Genomic DNA, 16,318 nt, shown 5'->3' on the forward strand with positions numbered 1-16,318 from the left:
TTGCGCTCTACCTCAGCTCTTCTTCCGCATCGCGTAAGTGTGCTCGGTGGCCGGGAACGATCTCGCGCGAACTTCCTTCGCGTAGGCTTCGACGGCGGCGTCGATCGACGGCCCGATCTCGGCGAATTTCTTGACGAATTTCGGCACGCGATCAGACAGCCCGAGCATGTCTTCGAGCACGAGGATCTGCCCGTCGCAGGCCGAGCTTGCGCCGATACCGATGGTCGGGATCGCAACATTCTGCGTGATGCGCACTGCGAGCGGCTCGGCGACCGCTTCGAGCACGACCGCGAACGCGCCGGCTTCGGCCGTCGCTTTCGCATCGTTCTCGATGATGTCCCACTCGGTCTCGCTGCGGCCTTGCGCCTTGAAGCTGCCGAGCGTGTTGATCGCCTGCGGCGTCAAGCCGACATGCGCGATCACCGGAATGCCGCGCTCGGAGAGAAATGCGATTGTCTCCGCCATACGGCGCCCACCTTCGAGCTTGATCGCGCCGCACTCCGTTTCCTTCATGATGCGCACAGCGTTGTCGAACGCGACTTCCTTCGATCCCTCGTAAGAGCCGAACGGCATATCGACGACGACCAGCGCGCGCTGCGAGCCGCGCATCACGGCGCGGCCCTGCAGGATCATCATATCGAGCGTGACCGGTACGGTGGACTGCATGCCGTGCATCACCATGCCGAGCGAGTCGCCGACGAGGAGGAAGTCGCAGTGGCGATCAGCAAGCCGCGCCGTGTGAGTGTGATACGCCGTGAGCGATACGATGGGCTCGCCGCCCTTGCGCGCGCGGATGTCGGGCGCAGTGATGCGCTTGATGTCTTGCTGTGCGGACATGATAACCCCCGGCTAGGAGAAACCGGCGTCAGGGCCGGCCGTATTCTTATTGTGTAGAGTTAGTGAGAGCGCGCGATGCAGAAGTCGACGGTTTCGACCAATGCCTCTTTCACCGCGGAGTCCGGGAAGAGCGCAAGTGCATCCTTCGCGATGGCGCCGTAGTGGCGCGCGCGCGCGATCGTGTCGTCGAGCGCGCGGTGCTTCGTCATCAACGCGAGCGCATGTTCAATATCGCCGTCGCGGATCTCCGAATTCTCAATCGCGCCGCGCCAGAACTTGCGTTCTTCCTCGCTACCGCGGCGGAACGCGAGCACGACCGGCAATGTGACTTTGCCTTCGCGGAAATCGTCGCCGACATTCTTGCCGAGCTTCGCGGCTTTACCGCCGTAATCGAGCGCATCGTCGATCAGCTGGAAAGTGATGCCGAGATTCATGCCGAAGGAGCGGCATGCGGTCTGCTCGGCCTTCGATAGCGATGCGATGACCGGACCGACTTCGCAGGCGGCGGCGAACAGCTCCGCCGTCTTGGCGCGAATAACCGCGACATATTCGTCTTCGGTCGTCGCAGTGTTCTTCGCGGCGGCAAGCTGCATCACTTCGCCTTCCGCGATGACGGCGGCGGCGGAAGAAAGAATTTCGAGCGATCGGAGCGAGCCGACTTCGACCATCATGCGGAAGGCTTGGCCGAGCAGGAAGTCGCCGACTAGAACGCTCGCCTCGTTACCCCATAGCATGCGCGCGGCTTTGCGTCCGCGCCGCATCTCGCTCTCGTCGACGACATCGTCGTGCAGCAGCGTTGCGGTGTGCATGAACTCGACGGCGGCCGCGAGCTTGATATGGCCGTCGCCCGCGTAGCCGGCGAGCTGCGCCATCGCAAGCGTCAGCATCGGGCGCAGGCGCTTGCCGCCGGACGAGATCAGGTGGTTCGCGACTTCCGGAATCATCGTCACTTCGGAGCCGGTGCGCGACAGGATCATCGCGTTGACCCGCTCCATATCGGCGCGGCAAAGGCCGACCAAGCGATCGATGGAGGGGGTGGGCTGGGACTCGAACGGAACGACGACGGCCAAAAGCTTAACTCCGGGTGGCTTCGGCTCAATTTAGAGGGGGCATGCGCTGCAAACAAGAGTTGCCGGTTCCGCCGTGCCGGTTTGCGTCACGCATGGTTTCCGGCCATCTTCGCCGCATGAAGGAACTCGTCCGCGCGAATGATCCGGTTTTGCTGTCCGCAATTGGGGCATTGCTCAATGGCGCCAACATCCCGCACGTGATGCTGGACCAGAATATGAGCGTGCTCGAGGGCTCGATCGGCATCCTCCAGCGCCGTGTTCTGGTGCCCGAGGAGCATCTGCGGACCGCGCGGCAGGTTCTCAGCGACGCCGGGCTCGCGCACGAACTGCGCCCTGATGACGGCGCCTGAGGGCGTTACGGACGACGCCGCCCTCGGCGGCCGTTTGCGTCTTCTCCAGCCCAAACGCGGCCATCGCTTCGGCCATGACGCGGTGCTCCTGGCTGCGGCGACGTCCGCCGGCGCGGGCGATCATGTGGTCGAATTCGGCGCGGGCGTTGGCCTCGCCGGTCTCGCACTCGCCCGGCGTGTGCCGGGAGCGCGTGTGACACTCGTCGAGATCGACCAGACGCTGTGTGCGTTGGCAGGGCAGAATGCCGAGCGCAACGATCTCGCGGGTCGTATTGCGGTCCTGCATGGCGACGTGACGCAAGCCGCTATGCCCGCCGCCACTCACGTGATGATGAACCCGCCTTACAACGATCCGCAGCGCCACCGGGCGTCGCCGCATGCGGGACGTGCATCCGCGCACATGGCGGCCGATGGACTGCTGCAAGCTTGGTGCGATGCCGCCGCGCGCGTTCTGACGCAGAACGGCACGCTCACGCTCATCTGGCGCGCCGATGGCTTGGACGCCGTTCACGCGGCGCTCACAAGCGCTTTCGGCGATACACGCGTGCTGCCGGTCGAGACGAGGCCGGGCGTTGCGACGCTCGTTCTGGTCTCCGCGCGTAAAGGTGCCGCGCCCTCGCGGAAGATGCTCCCGCCGCTGCGGTTGAATGGCCCCGACGGCAAGCCGACAGCCGAGAGCGAACGCGTTGTGCGCGATGCGGCGGCGCTTGCCCTTTAGCGCGACATTCCGTCCGCTGCCCTTGGCGGCCCGCTACCGAACGCATAGGTGAGAGATCGCATGACTGAAACCTCGCTCACCGACCAAGCCATCAAAACCCTGCGCGGCGTGCTGCCGCGCCGCTTTCGTTCCGACATTGCGCGCGTGCCTGTCGTCAAGCTCTCAGGCGCCATCGGCATTTCGGGGCCATTGCGGCCGGGGCTTTCGATCTCCGGCGTCGCCAAAGTCTTGGATCGCGCGTTCTCCGTGAAGGGTGCCAAAGCTGTCGCACTGGTCATTAACTCGCCAGGCGGCTCGGCGACGCAGTCGCATCTCATCTTCACGCGCATCCGCGCGCTTGCGGAAGAGAAGCAGTTGAAGGTCATCGCCTTCGTCGAGGATGTCGCGGCCTCCGGCGGCTACATGATCGCCTGCGCGGCCGACGAAATCATCGCGGACCCGAACTCCATCGTCGGCTCGATCGGCGTCGTCGGCGGCTCGTTCGGCGCTTACAAGCTGCTCGAGAAGATCGGCGTCGAGCGCCGCCTCTACACCTCTGGTGAGAATAAGGCGATGCTCGATCCCTTCCTGCCCGAGAAGCCGGACGATGTGCGCCGCCTCAAAGCGATCCAGCAGGAAATCCACGACGGTTTCATCGGCCTCGTGAAGGACAGCCGCGGCGCCCGCCTCGCGCCGAGCGAAGACCTCTTCACGGGCGAATATTGGACCGGCCGCACTGCGCTTGGCCTCGGTCTCATCGATGGCCTCGGCGATATCCGCTCGACGCTGCGCGAGCGCTTCGGCGACAAGGTCGAGATGCCGCTGATCACGCCGCCGCGCAGTCTGCTTGGCCGTGCGCCGGGCGGCGTGTCGAGCGCGCTGGACGGGATCGGGGCAGGGGTCGCGGGCGATATCGTCGCGACGCTGGACGAGCGGGCACTTTGGGCGCGCTACGGGCTCTGAATTTCTTCGCTGCAATTGTGCCGCAAATCAGGGTAGAATCGCTGACGTTCCGCGTCGCTGTGACGCCCCAACGACGAGGCCGCCATGCCGCCTGTTGTATTTTGGATGATTGGAGCCGTCGGCGCATTCGCGGCCATCAAGTGGATCGCGCGCGAGACCGACCGGATCAATGCCGAACTGCATCCCGAGGCGAAGGGCGAGCCGAAGCCGGTGCGCGTGAAGCTGCGCCGCGATCAGGCCGGCGTTTACCGGCCGGAATAGCCTTTAAGTTTTCACGGAAGACGTGGATGGCCCGCATGAAGCGGGTCATGACGACCGTTATGGCGGCGGATCGTTGCGGTTACGAGCGGTTGGGAACGCGGGTGCCCGAGAGCAGGGCCGCGAAGAAGAGGGCAAAACCAGCGAAGCCGATGAGCTGAAGTTCGAGCATTTGTTTTCTCCGTCCTGACCTTCAGTCGTTGACCGCGCCCAACAGGTTCAACTTGAGTGCGAAATTAACGGCCGCGTGTTTCCGGGTGATGTCCCGCATATTTCAAGACGGTAACGGCAAGCCGATCCGGACATCCGGGGCGAAGTTTTTTGTGTCGGCGCCCTTCGGCCGAGATTTATCAAGCCTTTAGCCTGCCTCGGGCGGGAAGCTTGGCGTTCTTGACCGCTAGGTCCCGGGTCAGTACCAGTGCGCCACCGAAACCAAACGGCTCCCCGCAATGGCTGAACTTGCGCCGCATATGGACCCGAAGCGGTCCTTCCAAGGCTTCCTGTTGGCGCTGCAGCGCTACTGGGCCGAACAGGGCTGCGTGATTCTCCAGCCGTACGACATGGAAATGGGTGCCGGCACCTTCCACCCCGCGACGACGTTGCGCGCGCTCGGCCCGAAGCCGTGGAAGGCCGCTTACGTTCAACCGTCGCGCCGCCCGAAGGACGGCCGCTACGGCGAGAACCCGAACCGCCTGCAGCACTATTACCAGTACCAGGTGATCCTAAAACCCTCGCCGCCGGACCTGCAGGACCTTTACCTGAACTCGCTCTACGCGATCGGCATCGATCCGAAGCTCCACGACATCCGCTTCGTCGAGGACGACTGGGAGAGCCCGACGCTCGGCGCCTGGGGCCTCGGCTGGGAATGCTGGTGCGACGGCATGGAAGTCTCGCAGTTCACCTACTTCCAGCAGGTCGCCGGTTTCGAATGCGCGCCGGTCGCGGGTGAATTGACCTACGGTCTCGAGCGCCTCGCGATGTATGTGCAGGGCGTCGACAACGTCTACGACCTCAATTTCAACGGCCGCGACGGCGCCGACAAGGTGACTTACGGCGACGTCTTCCTGCAGGCCGAGCAAGAATACTCGCGGCACAATTTCGAACACGCTGATGTCGGCATGCTGTTCGAGCAGTTCCGCATGGCCGAAGCGGCCTGCCAGAAATATCTCGCGGCCGGTTGGCACGACGACGCCAAGACGCGCCACCAGATGGCGCTGCCCGCCTTCGATCAATGCATCAAGGCCAGCCACGCGTTCAACCTGCTCGATGCGCGCGGCGTGATCTCGGTGACCGAACGCCAAAGCTACATCCTGCGCGTCCGCGAACTCGCGAAAGCGTGCGGCGGCGCCTGGCTCGCGACCGCCGGCGGTGGAGCGTGATGATCACTCTGACCCCGCATCGAGCCGCAGCGTGCTCCCCTCCACCCATTCGCAAAGCGAATGGTGGGGAGGGGTCGGGGGTGGGGGGCACTTCTACTGTGGGGAGCAGGCATTCTCCAATGTCACGAGATTTGCGAGTGCCGCGCGCGCGCCGTTTGCGCCGGGACATGACCGCAGCGGAGCGAAAGCTGTGGCAGCATCTGCGCCGTCGACCCGACGCGCATTTTCGTCGCCAGGCAACACTCGGCTCATATTTCGCGGACTTTGCCTGCCATACGCATCGGCTTGTGATTGAGTTGGACGGCGGACAGCATGCGACGCAAGTAGCGCGCGACGGCCTACGTGATGCGTACATGTCTGCGCATGGATATCGAGTCCTCCGCTTTTGGAACAACGAAGTCAGCGGCAATTTAGACGGCGTGCTCGCAGTCATTGCTGCTGCTTTGTCGGCCACGGCCGTTAAAGCGCCCCCCACCCCCAACCCCTCCCCACCGTCAGCCGAGCTGCGCTCGGCTTCGGGTGGAGGGGAGCGCAACTGCTCTGCGCCCCTCACGGAACGCGAATAGCGCCATGCCCGATCTTCTGCTTGAGCTTTTCTCCGAGGAAATTCCGGCCCGCATGCAGGCGAAGGCGGCGGAGGATTTCCGCAAGGGCGTGACCGACCGGCTGGTCGACGCCGGGCTCGTCTACGAGGGTGCGAAAGCGTTCGTCACGCCGCGCCGTCTCGCGCTGTGGGTGCAAGGGCTTCCCGTGCGCCAGCCCGACGTGAAGGAAGAAAAGAAAGGGCCGCGCGTCGGCGCGCCCGAGAAGGCGATCGAGGGATTCCTCAAGAGCGCCGGCCTCGCGAGCATCGATCAGGCCGTGGTGCAGCCGGACAAGAAGGGCGACTTCTACGTCGCGCGCATCGACAAGCCGGGCCGCGACGCGATCCAGGTTATCGCCGAGATCGTGCCGGAGGTGATCCGCACCTTTCCGTGGCCGAAGCAGATGCGCTGGGGCGCAGCGTCGGCAGAGCCGGGCGCGCTCACTTGGGTGCGTCCGCTGCATTCCATCGTCGCGACTTTCGGTCCCGAGACCGAAGAGCCGGACATCGTGAAGTTCGAGATCGGCGGCATCGTCGCCGGCAATGTGACGCGCGGCCATCGCTTCCTCGCGCCGGACGCCTTCGCGGTGAAGCGCCTCGACGACTACACGGCAAAGCTTGAAGCCGCGAAGGTCGTGCTCGATCCGGCGCGCCGCCAGGAGATCATCCAGGCCGACGCGAAGAATCTTGCATTCGCGCAAGGCTTCGAGCTGATCGAAGATGCGGGCGTGCTCGCCGAAGCCGGTGGCCTCGTCGAATGGCCCGTCGTGCTGATGGGCTCGTTCGAGCAATCGTTCCTGACCATTCCGCCGGAAGTCATCCGCACGACGATCCGCAACAATCAGAAATGCTTCGTGCTGCGCGATCCGAAAACCGGAACGCTGGCGCCGAAGTTCATTCTCATCGCGAACACCGAAGCCGAAGACGGCGGCACGAAAATCATCGCCGGCAACGAGCGCGTCATCCGCGCGCGTTTGTCGGACGCGCTGTATTTCTGGGAGACCGACCAGAAACCGCTGCCGGGCTACGAAGACAAGGGCAAGCCGCTCGATCAGCGTCTCGCCAAACTGCGCGCGCTCAACATCGTCTTCCACGAGAAGCTCGGCACGCAAGGCGAACGTATCGATCGCATCAAGAAACTCGCACGCGAGATCGCGCCGCTCGTCGGCGCCGACGCTGATTTGGCCGAACGCGCGGCCGAGCTGTGCAAAGCCGATCTGATGACGGAAGTCGTCGGCGAATTCCCCGAGCTGCAAGGCCTGATGGGAAAATACTACGCCGAGAAGCAGAGCGAGAACGCGTCAGTCGCGATCGCCTGCGAGGATCACTACAAGCCGCAAGGCCCGTCCGACCGCGTGCCGACCGACAAGGTCGCGATCGCGGTCGCCCTCGCCGACAAGATCGACACGCTCGTCGGTTTCTGGGCGATCGACGAAAAGCCGACCGGTTCGAAGGATCCTTACGCGTTGCGTCGTGCGGCGTTGGGTGTGATCAGGTTGGTGCTCGAGAACAAACTCAATCTGAATCTGCTCACGCTCGTGCGCGATCCGGATTTGCTCGCCTTCTTCCACGACCGCCTGAAAGTCCAGCTTCGCGATCAAGGCGCGCGTCACGATCTCGTCGATGCTGTCCTTGCACTCGGCGCCTCTTCACCTCCCCCTGGAGGGGGGAGGTCGACGGCGAAGCCGTCGGGTGGGGGTGACGCGCGAAGCGCGCCGGAAGATCACCCCACCCCGGCACTGCGTGCCGACCCTCCCCCTCCAGGGGAGGGTGGGAGCCCGTCGCGCACGCACGGAACGCAGGACGATCTCTTGCTCATCACGCGACGCGTCGATGCGTTGGCGAAATTCCTCGCGACTGAGGACGGCAAGAACCTGCTCGCCGGCGTGAAGCGCGCGTCGAACATTCTCGCCATCGAGGAGAAGAAGGACGGCAAGGCCTACAAGGGCAAACCAGACCCCTCGCTCTATCTATCGAAGGAGGAGCGTGAACTCGCGACCTCGATCGTGCTGGTCCGGGATGAGGCCGCGAAGGCGGTGGCAGCCGAGCAGTTCGAGCAGGCCATGCATGCAATCGCGACGCTGCGGCCATTCGTCGACGCCTTCTTCGACAAGGTGACGGTCAACGTCGATATGTCGGACCGGCGCGAGAACCGTTTGAAATTGCTCAATGAAATCCGCGAAGCCACCCGCGCGGTGGCCGATTTCTCGAAGATCGCCGGGTGAACAGCGGTATTATTAGCCGCCCGCAATGTCGCTAAAATTGCCGGCGCGGCGGCAACGCATTGTAAGACCCCGCCGGGCGATGCTCCGGCTCATTCAGTTTTAACTCATTTTTTCTGGGGCCTTACACATGAACGAGCGGCAAGTATCGGCGATGGAATTTGCGGACGCGGCGCATGCGGGCCGCGTCAAAGCGGCGAGCGATACGTCGCGCCGATTGGCGGCGGCGATCCGCGACTTTTTCTCGACGCCTGAAGCTGCGACCTTTCTCGACAACGTCGAGCAGGCCGACGAAGTGCTGGCCGGCGAAGAGTCGCGCGACGGGCGCGATTATCGCGGCAAGCCGAACCCGAGCCTTTACGTCCTGAAGGAAGAGCGTGAACTCGCTATCGCGCTCGTGCTGGCGCGGCAGGAAGCCGACAAGGCGATGGAGACCGACGACTTCCAGCAGGCTTTGCACGCCATCGCGGCGCTGGGTCCGCTGCTCGCGGCGTTCCTGCGCAACGCACGCGTGGATGCGCATGCGCCGGGCGAACTCCGCGAGAACCGCCTCAAGCTTCTGAACGAGATCCGTGAAGGTACGCGCGCGGTCGGCGCCGCCGCGTAAGGAGCCACATAGCCTTTAAACTTTAAGCGCTCCCACGGGAGCGCTTTTTTGTTTGCGGCGTTGACGCGGCGCAATCCGAAATCCAAGAGGTTCCGGATAGTCCTGTTTTGGTCTGGAGCCGCCATGCCCATTTCCCAATACGTCACGCCGATTCTGCTGCTGATCGCCTCGAACGTCTTTATGACCTTCGCGTGGTACGGCCACCTCAAGTACAAGTCGTCCCCTCTGTTCATTGCAATCATTGCGAGTTGGGCGATCGCTTTCGTCGAGTATTGCCTGGCCGTCCCGGCCAACCGCTTCGGCAGCGCCGTCTATTCGACCGCGCAGCTCAAGACGATGCAGGAGGTGATCACGCTGATCGTCTTCGCGATCTTCTCGGTCTTCTACCTGAAGGAAGCGATCACGCTGAACCACGTCGTCGGCTTTGCCTTCATCGCTGCCGGCGCTTTCTTTGTCTTTAAAGGCCCCCTATAGGCTGGAACTTAAATTTCACGCCGCGCGTTGGGCGGGGCGGCTCACCTCATTGCGATAAGCCATTTCCATGAATTCGATTCAGTCGCTCAACGGGCTCAATTTCTTCATGGCCGACGTGCGGGACGGCCTCGGGCCGTTCCTCGGCGTCTTCCTGCAGCAGAAGGGCTGGTCGCCCGCCGAGATCGGGCTCGTCATGACGCTCGGCGGCTATGCCGGGATGATCGCGACGACACCGCTCGGTGCTTTGGTCGATTCCACGACCGCGAAACGCGCCATCATGGTGGTGGCGTCCATCGCGATCATCGTTGCGTCGATGATCACGCTGTTCGCGCCGACCTTTCCGGTCACGGTGGCGACGCAGGCCGTCACCGGCATCGCGGGCGCGGTGGTCGTTCCGGCGATTGCGGGACTGACGCTCGGCCTCGTCAAGCAAACCGGTTTCGCGCACCAGCTCGGCCGCAACGAAGCCTTCAACCACGCCGGCAACGTTTTCGCGGCAGTCGCGGGCGGCGCCGCCGGATATTTTTTCGGGCTCGCCGCTATCTTCTACTTCATGGCCGGCATGGCCTTCTTCGCGATCATCGCCGTGCTGACGATCAAGCCTGAGGACATCGATCACGTCGCGGCGCGTGGCGCGGCCGAAAAGGCCGAGGGCGACACCTCCGACACCGGACAGGCGACGAGCTACGCGGCACTGCTGACCAATGCGCCGCTCATCATCCTCGCCGTGACGTTGATGCTCTTTCATCTCGGCAACGCCGCGATGCTGCCGCTTCTCGGCCAGGCGCTGGTCGCGCGCGGCGCCGGTGACCCGAGTGCGTTCACGGCCGCGACGGTGGTCGTCGCGCAGCTGACGATGATTCCGATGGCGTTGCTCGCCGCACGCCTTGCGGAAACGCGCGGTTACTGGATCGTCTTTGTGCTTGCACTGGCGTCGCTGCCGCTGCGCGGCGTGCTTGCCGCGACGATCTCGGACTCGTGGGGCTTGATACCCGTCCAGATGCTCGACGGTGTCGGTGCCGGATTGCTCGGCGTTGCGACGCCCGGTCTCACCGCGCGCATTCTCAAAGGCACCGGCAACGTCAATGTCGGGCTCGGCGCCGTGATGACGATGCAAGGTGTCGGCGCCGCGACCAGCCCGGCCTTCGCGGGCTTCATCGCGGAGCGCGTGAATTATGCGACTGCGTTCTTTGCGCTCGCCGCCATCGCGGCACTCGCGCTGATCCTATGGATCGGCGCGACGCGCATCGTCGGCCCGGCCTGCGGTGGCGCGGCCAAAGCCGCGCCGGCAGCGGCCTAGACCTCGTCGACGACCGGATTGCGCAGAACGCCGACGCCCTCGATATCGATCTCGACGGTGTCGCCGCCCTTCATCCACACCGGCGGCTTGCGCGCATGGCCAACGCCAGACGGCGTGCCGGTGACGATGAGATCGCCGGGCTCGAGCGTCATGCCTTGCGTCACGTCGACGATCGTTTCGATGATCGGGAACATCATGTTCGACGTGTTGTCGGACTGCATGACGTTGCCGTTGAGACGCGTCTCGATCTTGAGGCCCTTGGCGCCGGGCGGCAGCTCGTCGGCGGAAACGAACCAAGGGCCGAAGCCGCCGGTTTTGTCAAAATTCTTGCCGTAGTCCCACTGCGACGTGCGGCGCTGGAATTCGCGCACAGAGCCGTCGTTGAAGCACGAGTAACCCGCAACGCAGGACAGCGCATTCGACTTTGTCGCATGGCGCATGCGCTTGCCGACGACGAGCACCAGCTCGCATTCGTAGTCGAGCGTGACGGACGCCTGCGGGCGCACGATCGGCGCTTCGTGTGCCGTCAACGATGTCGTGACGCGCAGGAAAATCGACGGATGCTGCGGCCGCTGATGGCCGCCTTCCTTCGCATGCTCCAAATAATTGAGGCCGAGGCAGATGATCTTGCCGGGCTTCGCCACCGGCAGCGCATACTTGATGCCGGCGAGCGGACGGCGCGCGCTTGCGGGAGCGTTCTTCGCAACGTCGCCAAGGCGCCCCATATCGCCGGCCGCGAGAATTGCCGGAAAGTCGTCCGGCACGCGCGAGTCCGCGGCCTGGAGATCGACGACTTGGTCGCCTTCGATGATGCCGAGATGGCGCGCGCCGTTCTCAACGAACGCTACGATTTTCATGGGACGTTTCCTTCTTCTTGTTGTTTTTGGTCCGGATTATTTCTTGGAGGCTTTGTCCATGTGCTCGGCCGGGGATTTATCGCCCGCGCTCAAGCGATCGGACATGGCGAGCACCAACATCGAGATGACGAAGACGATGTGAATACCGACCAGCCAACCGAGCTTGGTGTTGTCGCCGCCGTATTTGTCGATGTTCATGAAAGCCTTCAGCACCTGGATCGCTGAGATCGCGACGATCGACGTGATGAGCTTCTGCTTGAGACCCGAGAAGTCGACCTTGGTCATCCAATCCGGGCGGTCGTGATCGCCCGTGTTGATCTTAGAGACGAAATTCTCGTAGCCCGAGAAGATCACGATGAGCACGAGATTGCCCGTGAAGGCGAGATCGATCAGCGTCAGCACTGCGAGGATGACGTCCGAGTCCGTCATGCCGTTGATGTTGACGATGTAGCCGAACAGCAGCGCGGCGAATTTGATGAACAGCAGGAACAGCGTCGCGATTAACCCGACATAGAACGGCGCCATTAACCAGCGGCTGTTGAAGATCAGCACCTCGATGATGGTCTCGGCGAGAGGCGCCTTCTCCTCGGTTTTCGGCTTGGATGTTGGCACAGCTGGTCCCCGGTTGTTGCCGTCTCACATGCCACAGGCGAGCGTGATGGGGTAGAGCCCCGCGCAACGAAAATGGCCGCCCTCCCGGGCGGCCACGTTCATTGGCGTAAGATAAGCTCAGCTCGCTTTGGCGAGCCCGTCAGCTGGCTTTAGCCAGCCCGATCGGACAAACCGCGCCGGTGCCGCCGAGACCGCAATAGCCGCGCGGATTCTTCGCCAGATACTGCTGGTGATAATCTTCCGCGAAGTAGAACTTCGGCGCGTCGATGATCTCGGTGGTGATGGCGCCATAGCGGCGTTCGGTCAGCACCTTTTGGAACACGGCCTTAGAAGCTTCGGCGGCGGCCTTCTGCTCCGGCGAGAATGTATAGATGCCCGAGCGATACTGCGTGCCGACGTCGTTGCCCTGACGCATGCCTTGCGTCGGGTCGTGGTTTTCCCAGAAAGTCTTGAGCAGCCGCTCGTAGGAAATCGTCTTCGGATCGAACACGACGAAGACGACTTCGTTGTGCCCGGTCATGCCGCTGCAGACTTCCTCGTAAGTCGGGTTCGGCGTCGAGCCGGCCGCATAGCCGACGGCCGTGATGAAGATGCCGTCGCCGAGTTCCCAGTATTTCCGCTCCGCGCCCCAGAAGCAGCCGAAGCCGAACATCGCCATCTCGCTGCCTTCGGGATACGGCCCCTTTAGCGGATTGCCGTTGATGTCGTGGATCTCGGCGGTCGGGATCGGATTGGCGCGGCCTGGCAGGGCTTCGTTCGCGCTCGGGATCGAGGAGGATTTCTTGAAGAAGAACATAACGCCTCCGTTCTATGGGTTGGCCCTAATATAGGGGCCGCGAAGGCAATACGCACGGGGAGGGATTTTGTTACTCCCGCGCGTAGCCGATCAGCGGTTTCGGCTTGCGGCCGAGCAGCAACAACAGCGCGCCCAGAATGCCGAGCAGGAGCGAGGCCGGCGCCTTGAAGAAATACGCATTCACCAGCTCGAGCGCGGAGGCGGGGAGATTGGCCTTCAGCTTGGCCTGCATGGCTTCGAGACTGGACGGGTGGACGTTCGTCCACGTCACGTCGACCGGCGTAATCATCACGGTCGTGCCCGCGAGCGTCTTGGTGCCGTCGTAGATCAAGGCGACGAACGCCGCCACCAAGAGGACGAAGCCGACGACGCGGAAGATGAAGCGGATCAGGCCCATCGGCTCGCAATCTGGTTAGTCTTTGGCGCGCTCGACGTAGGAACCGTCCACCGTCATGACGACGATCCGGGTGCCCGGCGCGATGTGCGGCGGAACGTTCGTGCGCACGCCGTTCGACAGCATCGCGGGCTTGTAGGACGACGATGCCGTCTGGCCCTTCAGCGCCGGCTCTGTGTCGGTAACTTCGAGCGTCACACGCGCCGGCAGTTCGATGCCGACCGCATTGCCTTCGTGCATCGACAGAATGACCTTCATTTCCGGCGCGAGATACGCGGCCTGCTCGCCGATGAGGTCTTCCTGCACCGTGATCTGGTCGTAGTTCTCGATGTTCATGAAGTGATAGCCTTCGCCATCGTTGTACAGGAACGTGTGGTCACGATCCTCGACGGTGGCGCGCTCGACCATTTCGGTCGTGCGGTAGCGTTCCGAGACCTTCACGCCGTCCGACAGGCGTCGCATGTCGAGCTGCGTGACCGGCGTGCCCTTACCCGGATGGATATTGTTGGCGACGAGGATCGCGTAGAGCCGACCGTCGATGTCGACGATGTTGTTCTTGCGGAGCGAAGAGGCGATGACTTTCACGGAATGCCTTGGCGGTTGCTGCAGCCGTGAAGGCCGCGGTTGATTTGGCGCGCAACATAACGATTGTGTGGCTGTTCGCCAGCCCTTTCCTTGCCGGAGAAAAGCGTGACAGAAGCCTCGCCCTGGTGGTCCCCGCATGTCCACGCCGACCGCCGGCCGTTTTTGGCTGCGCGCGGGCGCATCAAAGCAGCACTCCGGCAGTTTTTCTGGGCGGACGGCTTCACCGAGGTTGAGGGCGGTATCCTCCAGCGTTCTCCCGGCAATGAGGCGCACCTGCACGGGTTTGCTACCGAAAAGCTTGGGCCGGATGGTCAAGCGGAGCGGCTGTATCTGCGTACCTCGCCGGAATTCGCCTGCAAGAAGCTGCTCGCGGCGGGAGAAAAGCGGATCTTCGACTTCGCCCGGGTCTTTCGCAATCGCGAGCGGGGAGCGCTGCATCACCCCGAATTCACGATGCTGGAATGGTACCGCGCCGGCGAGACATACGAGGCGCTGATGACGGACTGCACCGCTTTGCTTCGTTTGGCGGCGGAGGCGGCCGGGACGAAGTCGTTCAGCTGGCGGGGTTTGGCGGCGGACCCTCTTGCCGAGCCGGAGCGCGTGACGCTGGCCGAAGCGTTCGATCGTTACGCCGGCATCGATCTGCTCGCGGCCGTGAGCCCCGATGCGACAGATCGCGATGCGCTGGCTGCATCCGCGAATGCGCGCGGCATCCGCGTCGCCGCCGACGACACCTGGGCGGATGTCTTCAGCCGCGTGCTGGTCGAGAAGATCGAGCCAAAGCTTGGCATCGGCCGCGCCACGATCCTCTGCGAATACCCTGTTTCCGAGGCAGCGCTCGCGCGCCCCAGCCCGCGCGATCCGCGCGTCGCCGAGCGGTTCGAGCTCTATGTCTGCGGCGTCGAACTCGCCAACGCGTTCGGCGAATTGACCGACCCGGCCGAGCAGCGACGCCGCTTCATCGCCGAGATGGACGAGAAAGAGCGTGTCTACGGCGAGCGTTACCCGATCGACGAGGATTTCATTGCAGCGCTGGGCTCGATGCCGCAGGCGTCCGGCAGCGCGCTCGGCTTTGACCGCTTGGTCATGCTCGCGGCCGGCGCGACCGACATCGAGCAGGTGATCTGGACACCCGTGGTCCGGTGACTTAAACCCCCGCCGATGCACGACATTGCCGAGAAGACGTTGCGATCAGCCGATGAGCTGGTCTCGTCCGGCCTTGCGCCGCGCGAGCGGCGCGACGATCTCGCGCGCGTCGGCGAGCGTTACGCGGCGGCGATTACCCCGGCGATGACGGAGCTGATTGATCGTACTGACGCGGCCGACCCGATCGCGCGCCAGTTCGTGCCGGACTTCGCCGAACTCACCATCACGGACGACGAACACGCCGACCCGATCGGCGACGACGCGCACACGCCCGTCAAAGGCATCGTACACCGCTATCCGGATCGCGTGCTGCTCAAGCTCGTCAACGTCTGCGCGGTCTATTGCCGCTTTTGCTTCCGTCGCGAGATGGTCGGGCCCGGCAAGAAAGCGCTGAGCGACAGCGAGATCTCGGCCGCGCTCGATTATGTGCGCGCACGTCCCGAGATCTGGGAAGTGATACTCACCGGCGGCGATCCGCTCGTGATGGCGCCGCGGCGCCTTGCCGCCGTGATCAAGCAAATCGCCGCGATACCTCATGTGAAGATCGTCCGCCTTCACACGCGCATACCTTCCGTCGCGCCCGAACGCGTCACGCCCGCCATGGTGCGGGCGCTGAAAGCACCGGGCGCCACGACGTACTTGGTGCTGCACGCCAATCACGCCAGAGAGTTAACCGAGCCAGCGCGAGGCGCCCTCGGCCGCCTGGCAGACGCCGGAATCCCGCTGCTGAGCCAGTCGGTCCTGCTGCGCGGTGTGAACGATTCCGTGGAGGTTTTGGCCGATTTGATGCGGGCTTTCGTCGAATCCCGGGTCAAACCCTATTATTTGCACCACCCCGATCTGGCACCCGGCACCGGGCACTTCCGTATCACGATAAAAGAGGGCCAGGAGCTGGTCCGGCAGCTTCACGGACGCGTGTCCGGACTATGCCAGCCGACCTATGTGCTTGACATTCCGGGTGGTTTCGGGAAATCACCTATTGGACCGTCTTACCTCGACGAGGCCGGGGCGGTTCAAACTGTGAAAGACTATCAGGGGCAATCGCACCCTTACTCGAAAGTCTAAGTCACAGAAGTTTTAAATGCCGCGTTCTCGCCAAGTTGACGTCAACTTTGAAGCGCTGGATGCTGGTGGGTGTATCGCGTACGAGGGGACCAATGCTTCGTGTCCGACAAGGGACCGTCAAGC

Annotated in this window: 18 protein-coding genes and 2 pseudogenes; 13 read left to right on the forward strand and 7 right to left on the reverse strand. The window is 63.5% G+C overall.

All coding sequences use genetic code 11. The features are described 5' to 3' along the window. Positions 1-12: 12 nt before the first annotated feature. Positions 13-837 (reverse strand): 3-methyl-2-oxobutanoate hydroxymethyltransferase, encoded by an 825-nt coding sequence (gene panB, locus GJW30_RS07935; RefSeq protein ID WP_096353904.1) that lies wholly within the window; start codon positions 835-837, stop codon positions 13-15. Between the two features lie 59 nt (positions 838-896). Further along, positions 897-1,907 carry a polyprenyl synthetase family protein gene (locus tag GJW30_RS07940; protein ID WP_096353907.1) on the reverse strand — a complete coding sequence of 337 codons (1,011 nt, stop codon included), beginning with the start codon at positions 1,905-1,907 and terminating at the stop codon, positions 897-899. 116 nt (positions 1,908-2,023) lie between these two features. On the opposite strand from GJW30_RS07940, the gene GJW30_RS07945 reads away from it, so the two are divergent. The 11 genes and pseudogenes from GJW30_RS07945 (at position 2,024) to GJW30_RS07985 (ending at position 10,740) form a co-directional block, all read left to right on the forward strand. Beyond that, a complete protein-coding gene (locus GJW30_RS07945; protein WP_096358721.1) occupies positions 2,024-2,257 on the forward strand; it encodes a putative signal transducing protein in 234 nt (77 codons plus the stop codon). Then, positions 2,244-2,975, forward strand: coding sequence for a tRNA1(Val) (adenine(37)-N6)-methyltransferase (locus GJW30_RS07950; protein WP_096353909.1), 732 nt, complete (start codon positions 2,244-2,246; stop codon positions 2,973-2,975). Before GJW30_RS07945 ends, GJW30_RS07950 begins: the two co-directional genes overlap by 14 nt. 60 nt (positions 2,976-3,035) lie before the next feature. Further along, positions 3,036-3,917 (forward strand): S49 family peptidase, encoded by an 882-nt coding sequence (locus GJW30_RS07955; protein ID WP_096353911.1) that lies wholly within the window; start codon positions 3,036-3,038, stop codon positions 3,915-3,917. An 84-nt stretch (positions 3,918-4,001) separates the two neighbouring features. Then, the gene (locus GJW30_RS22590) at positions 4,002-4,178 is read left to right on the forward strand and encodes an immunoglobulin domain-containing protein (protein ID WP_157746711.1); all 177 of its coding nucleotides are present in this window, start codon (positions 4,002-4,004) and stop codon (positions 4,176-4,178) included. 446 nt (positions 4,179-4,624) lie between these two features. Beyond that, positions 4,625-5,554, forward strand: coding sequence for a glycine--tRNA ligase subunit alpha (locus GJW30_RS07960; RefSeq protein WP_096353913.1), 930 nt, complete (start codon positions 4,625-4,627; stop codon positions 5,552-5,554). 167 nt (positions 5,555-5,721) lie between these two features. Next, entirely contained in the window at positions 5,722-6,120 is a 399-nt protein-coding gene (locus tag GJW30_RS07965) for an endonuclease domain-containing protein (protein ID WP_245408687.1), read from the forward strand. A gap of 4 nt (positions 6,121-6,124) precedes the next feature. Further along, a pseudogene (gene glyS, locus GJW30_RS07970) lies at positions 6,125-7,783 on the forward strand (glycine--tRNA ligase subunit beta); the annotation flags it as partial. 153 nt (positions 7,784-7,936) lie between these two features. Then, positions 7,937-8,362, forward strand: a pseudogene (locus GJW30_RS23120) (DALR anticodon-binding domain-containing protein); the annotation flags it as partial. Positions 8,363-8,489: 127 nt separating this feature from the next. Further along, entirely contained in the window at positions 8,490-8,966 is a 477-nt protein-coding gene (locus GJW30_RS07975; protein WP_096353922.1) for a hypothetical protein, read from the forward strand. Positions 8,967-9,089: 123 nt separating this feature from the next. After that, positions 9,090-9,440, forward strand: a complete 351-nt coding sequence (locus GJW30_RS07980) for a DMT family protein (RefSeq protein WP_096353925.1) — start codon at positions 9,090-9,092, stop codon at positions 9,438-9,440. 67 nt (positions 9,441-9,507) lie between these two features. Beyond that, entirely contained in the window at positions 9,508-10,740 is a 1,233-nt protein-coding gene (locus GJW30_RS07985; RefSeq protein ID WP_096353928.1) for an MFS transporter, read from the forward strand. Here the strand turns inward: GJW30_RS07985 and GJW30_RS07990 are convergent. The 5 genes from GJW30_RS07990 to efp form a co-directional block, all read right to left on the reverse strand. Beyond that, entirely contained in the window at positions 10,737-11,597 is an 861-nt protein-coding gene (locus GJW30_RS07990) for a fumarylacetoacetate hydrolase family protein (protein WP_096353930.1), read from the reverse strand. The genes GJW30_RS07985 and GJW30_RS07990 overlap by 4 nt on opposite strands. A gap of 36 nt (positions 11,598-11,633) precedes the next feature. After that, on the reverse strand, positions 11,634-12,209 hold the full coding sequence (locus tag GJW30_RS07995; RefSeq protein ID WP_096353933.1) for a TIGR00645 family protein: 576 nt from the start codon (positions 12,207-12,209) through the stop codon (positions 11,634-11,636). A 139-nt stretch (positions 12,210-12,348) separates the two neighbouring features. Further along, complete coding sequence (msrA, locus tag GJW30_RS08000) at positions 12,349-13,005, reverse strand: peptide-methionine (S)-S-oxide reductase MsrA (protein WP_096353936.1); 657 nt, start codon at positions 13,003-13,005, stop codon at positions 12,349-12,351. 70 nt (positions 13,006-13,075) lie between these two features. Then, positions 13,076-13,402 (reverse strand): hypothetical protein, encoded by a 327-nt coding sequence (locus tag GJW30_RS08005; protein WP_096353939.1) that lies wholly within the window; start codon positions 13,400-13,402, stop codon positions 13,076-13,078. A 15-nt stretch (positions 13,403-13,417) separates the two neighbouring features. Beyond that, positions 13,418-13,984, reverse strand: a complete 567-nt coding sequence (gene efp / locus GJW30_RS08010; RefSeq protein ID WP_165391616.1) for an elongation factor P — start codon at positions 13,982-13,984, stop codon at positions 13,418-13,420. Positions 13,985-14,089: 105 nt separating this feature from the next. Here efp and epmA point away from each other — a divergent pair, with 105 nt between their 5' ends. Continuing rightward, positions 14,090-15,130: an EF-P lysine aminoacylase EpmA gene (epmA, locus tag GJW30_RS08015; RefSeq protein WP_096353945.1), complete on the forward strand. Its 1,041-nt coding sequence runs from the start codon at positions 14,090-14,092 to the stop codon at positions 15,128-15,130. 15 nt (positions 15,131-15,145) lie between these two features. Then, a complete protein-coding gene (locus GJW30_RS08020) occupies positions 15,146-16,195 on the forward strand; it encodes a lysine-2,3-aminomutase-like protein (RefSeq protein WP_096353948.1) in 1,050 nt (349 codons plus the stop codon). The last annotated feature ends 123 nt before the right edge of the window (positions 16,196-16,318 follow it).

Source organism: Variibacter gotjawalensis (assembly GCF_002355335.1).
Classification (GTDB): Bacteria; Pseudomonadota; Alphaproteobacteria; order Rhizobiales; family Xanthobacteraceae; genus Variibacter; species Variibacter gotjawalensis.

What these genes read in the sequence shown, in the direction of transcription:
- GJW30_RS07950 (WP_096353909.1), top strand. Translation starts at nt 2,244, where the DNA reads ATGACGGCGCCTGAGGGCGTTACGGACGACGCCGCCCTCGGCGGCCGT.
- GJW30_RS07990 (WP_096353930.1), bottom strand. Translation starts at nt 11,597, where the DNA reads ATGAAAATCGTAGCGTTCGTTGAGAACGGCGCGCGCCATCTCGGCATC.
- GJW30_RS07980 (WP_096353925.1), top strand. Translation starts at nt 9,090, where the DNA reads ATGCCCATTTCCCAATACGTCACGCCGATTCTGCTGCTGATCGCCTCG.
- GJW30_RS07975 (WP_096353922.1), top strand. Translation starts at nt 8,490, where the DNA reads ATGAACGAGCGGCAAGTATCGGCGATGGAATTTGCGGACGCGGCGCAT.
- GJW30_RS08005 (WP_096353939.1), bottom strand. Translation starts at nt 13,402, where the DNA reads ATGGGCCTGATCCGCTTCATCTTCCGCGTCGTCGGCTTCGTCCTCTTG.
- GJW30_RS07945 (WP_096358721.1), top strand. Translation starts at nt 2,024, where the DNA reads ATGAAGGAACTCGTCCGCGCGAATGATCCGGTTTTGCTGTCCGCAATT.
- msrA (WP_096353936.1), bottom strand. Translation starts at nt 13,005, where the DNA reads ATGTTCTTCTTCAAGAAATCCTCCTCGATCCCGAGCGCGAACGAAGCC.
- GJW30_RS22590 (WP_157746711.1), top strand. Translation starts at nt 4,002, where the DNA reads ATGCCGCCTGTTGTATTTTGGATGATTGGAGCCGTCGGCGCATTCGCG.
- GJW30_RS07985 (WP_096353928.1), top strand. Translation starts at nt 9,508, where the DNA reads ATGAATTCGATTCAGTCGCTCAACGGGCTCAATTTCTTCATGGCCGAC.
- GJW30_RS07965 (WP_245408687.1), top strand. Translation starts at nt 5,722, where the DNA reads ATGACCGCAGCGGAGCGAAAGCTGTGGCAGCATCTGCGCCGTCGACCC.
- GJW30_RS07955 (WP_096353911.1), top strand. Translation starts at nt 3,036, where the DNA reads ATGACTGAAACCTCGCTCACCGACCAAGCCATCAAAACCCTGCGCGGC.
- GJW30_RS08020 (WP_096353948.1), top strand. Translation starts at nt 15,146, where the DNA reads ATGCACGACATTGCCGAGAAGACGTTGCGATCAGCCGATGAGCTGGTC.
- GJW30_RS07960 (WP_096353913.1), top strand. Translation starts at nt 4,625, where the DNA reads ATGGCTGAACTTGCGCCGCATATGGACCCGAAGCGGTCCTTCCAAGGC.
- panB (WP_096353904.1), bottom strand. Translation starts at nt 837, where the DNA reads ATGTCCGCACAGCAAGACATCAAGCGCATCACTGCGCCCGACATCCGC.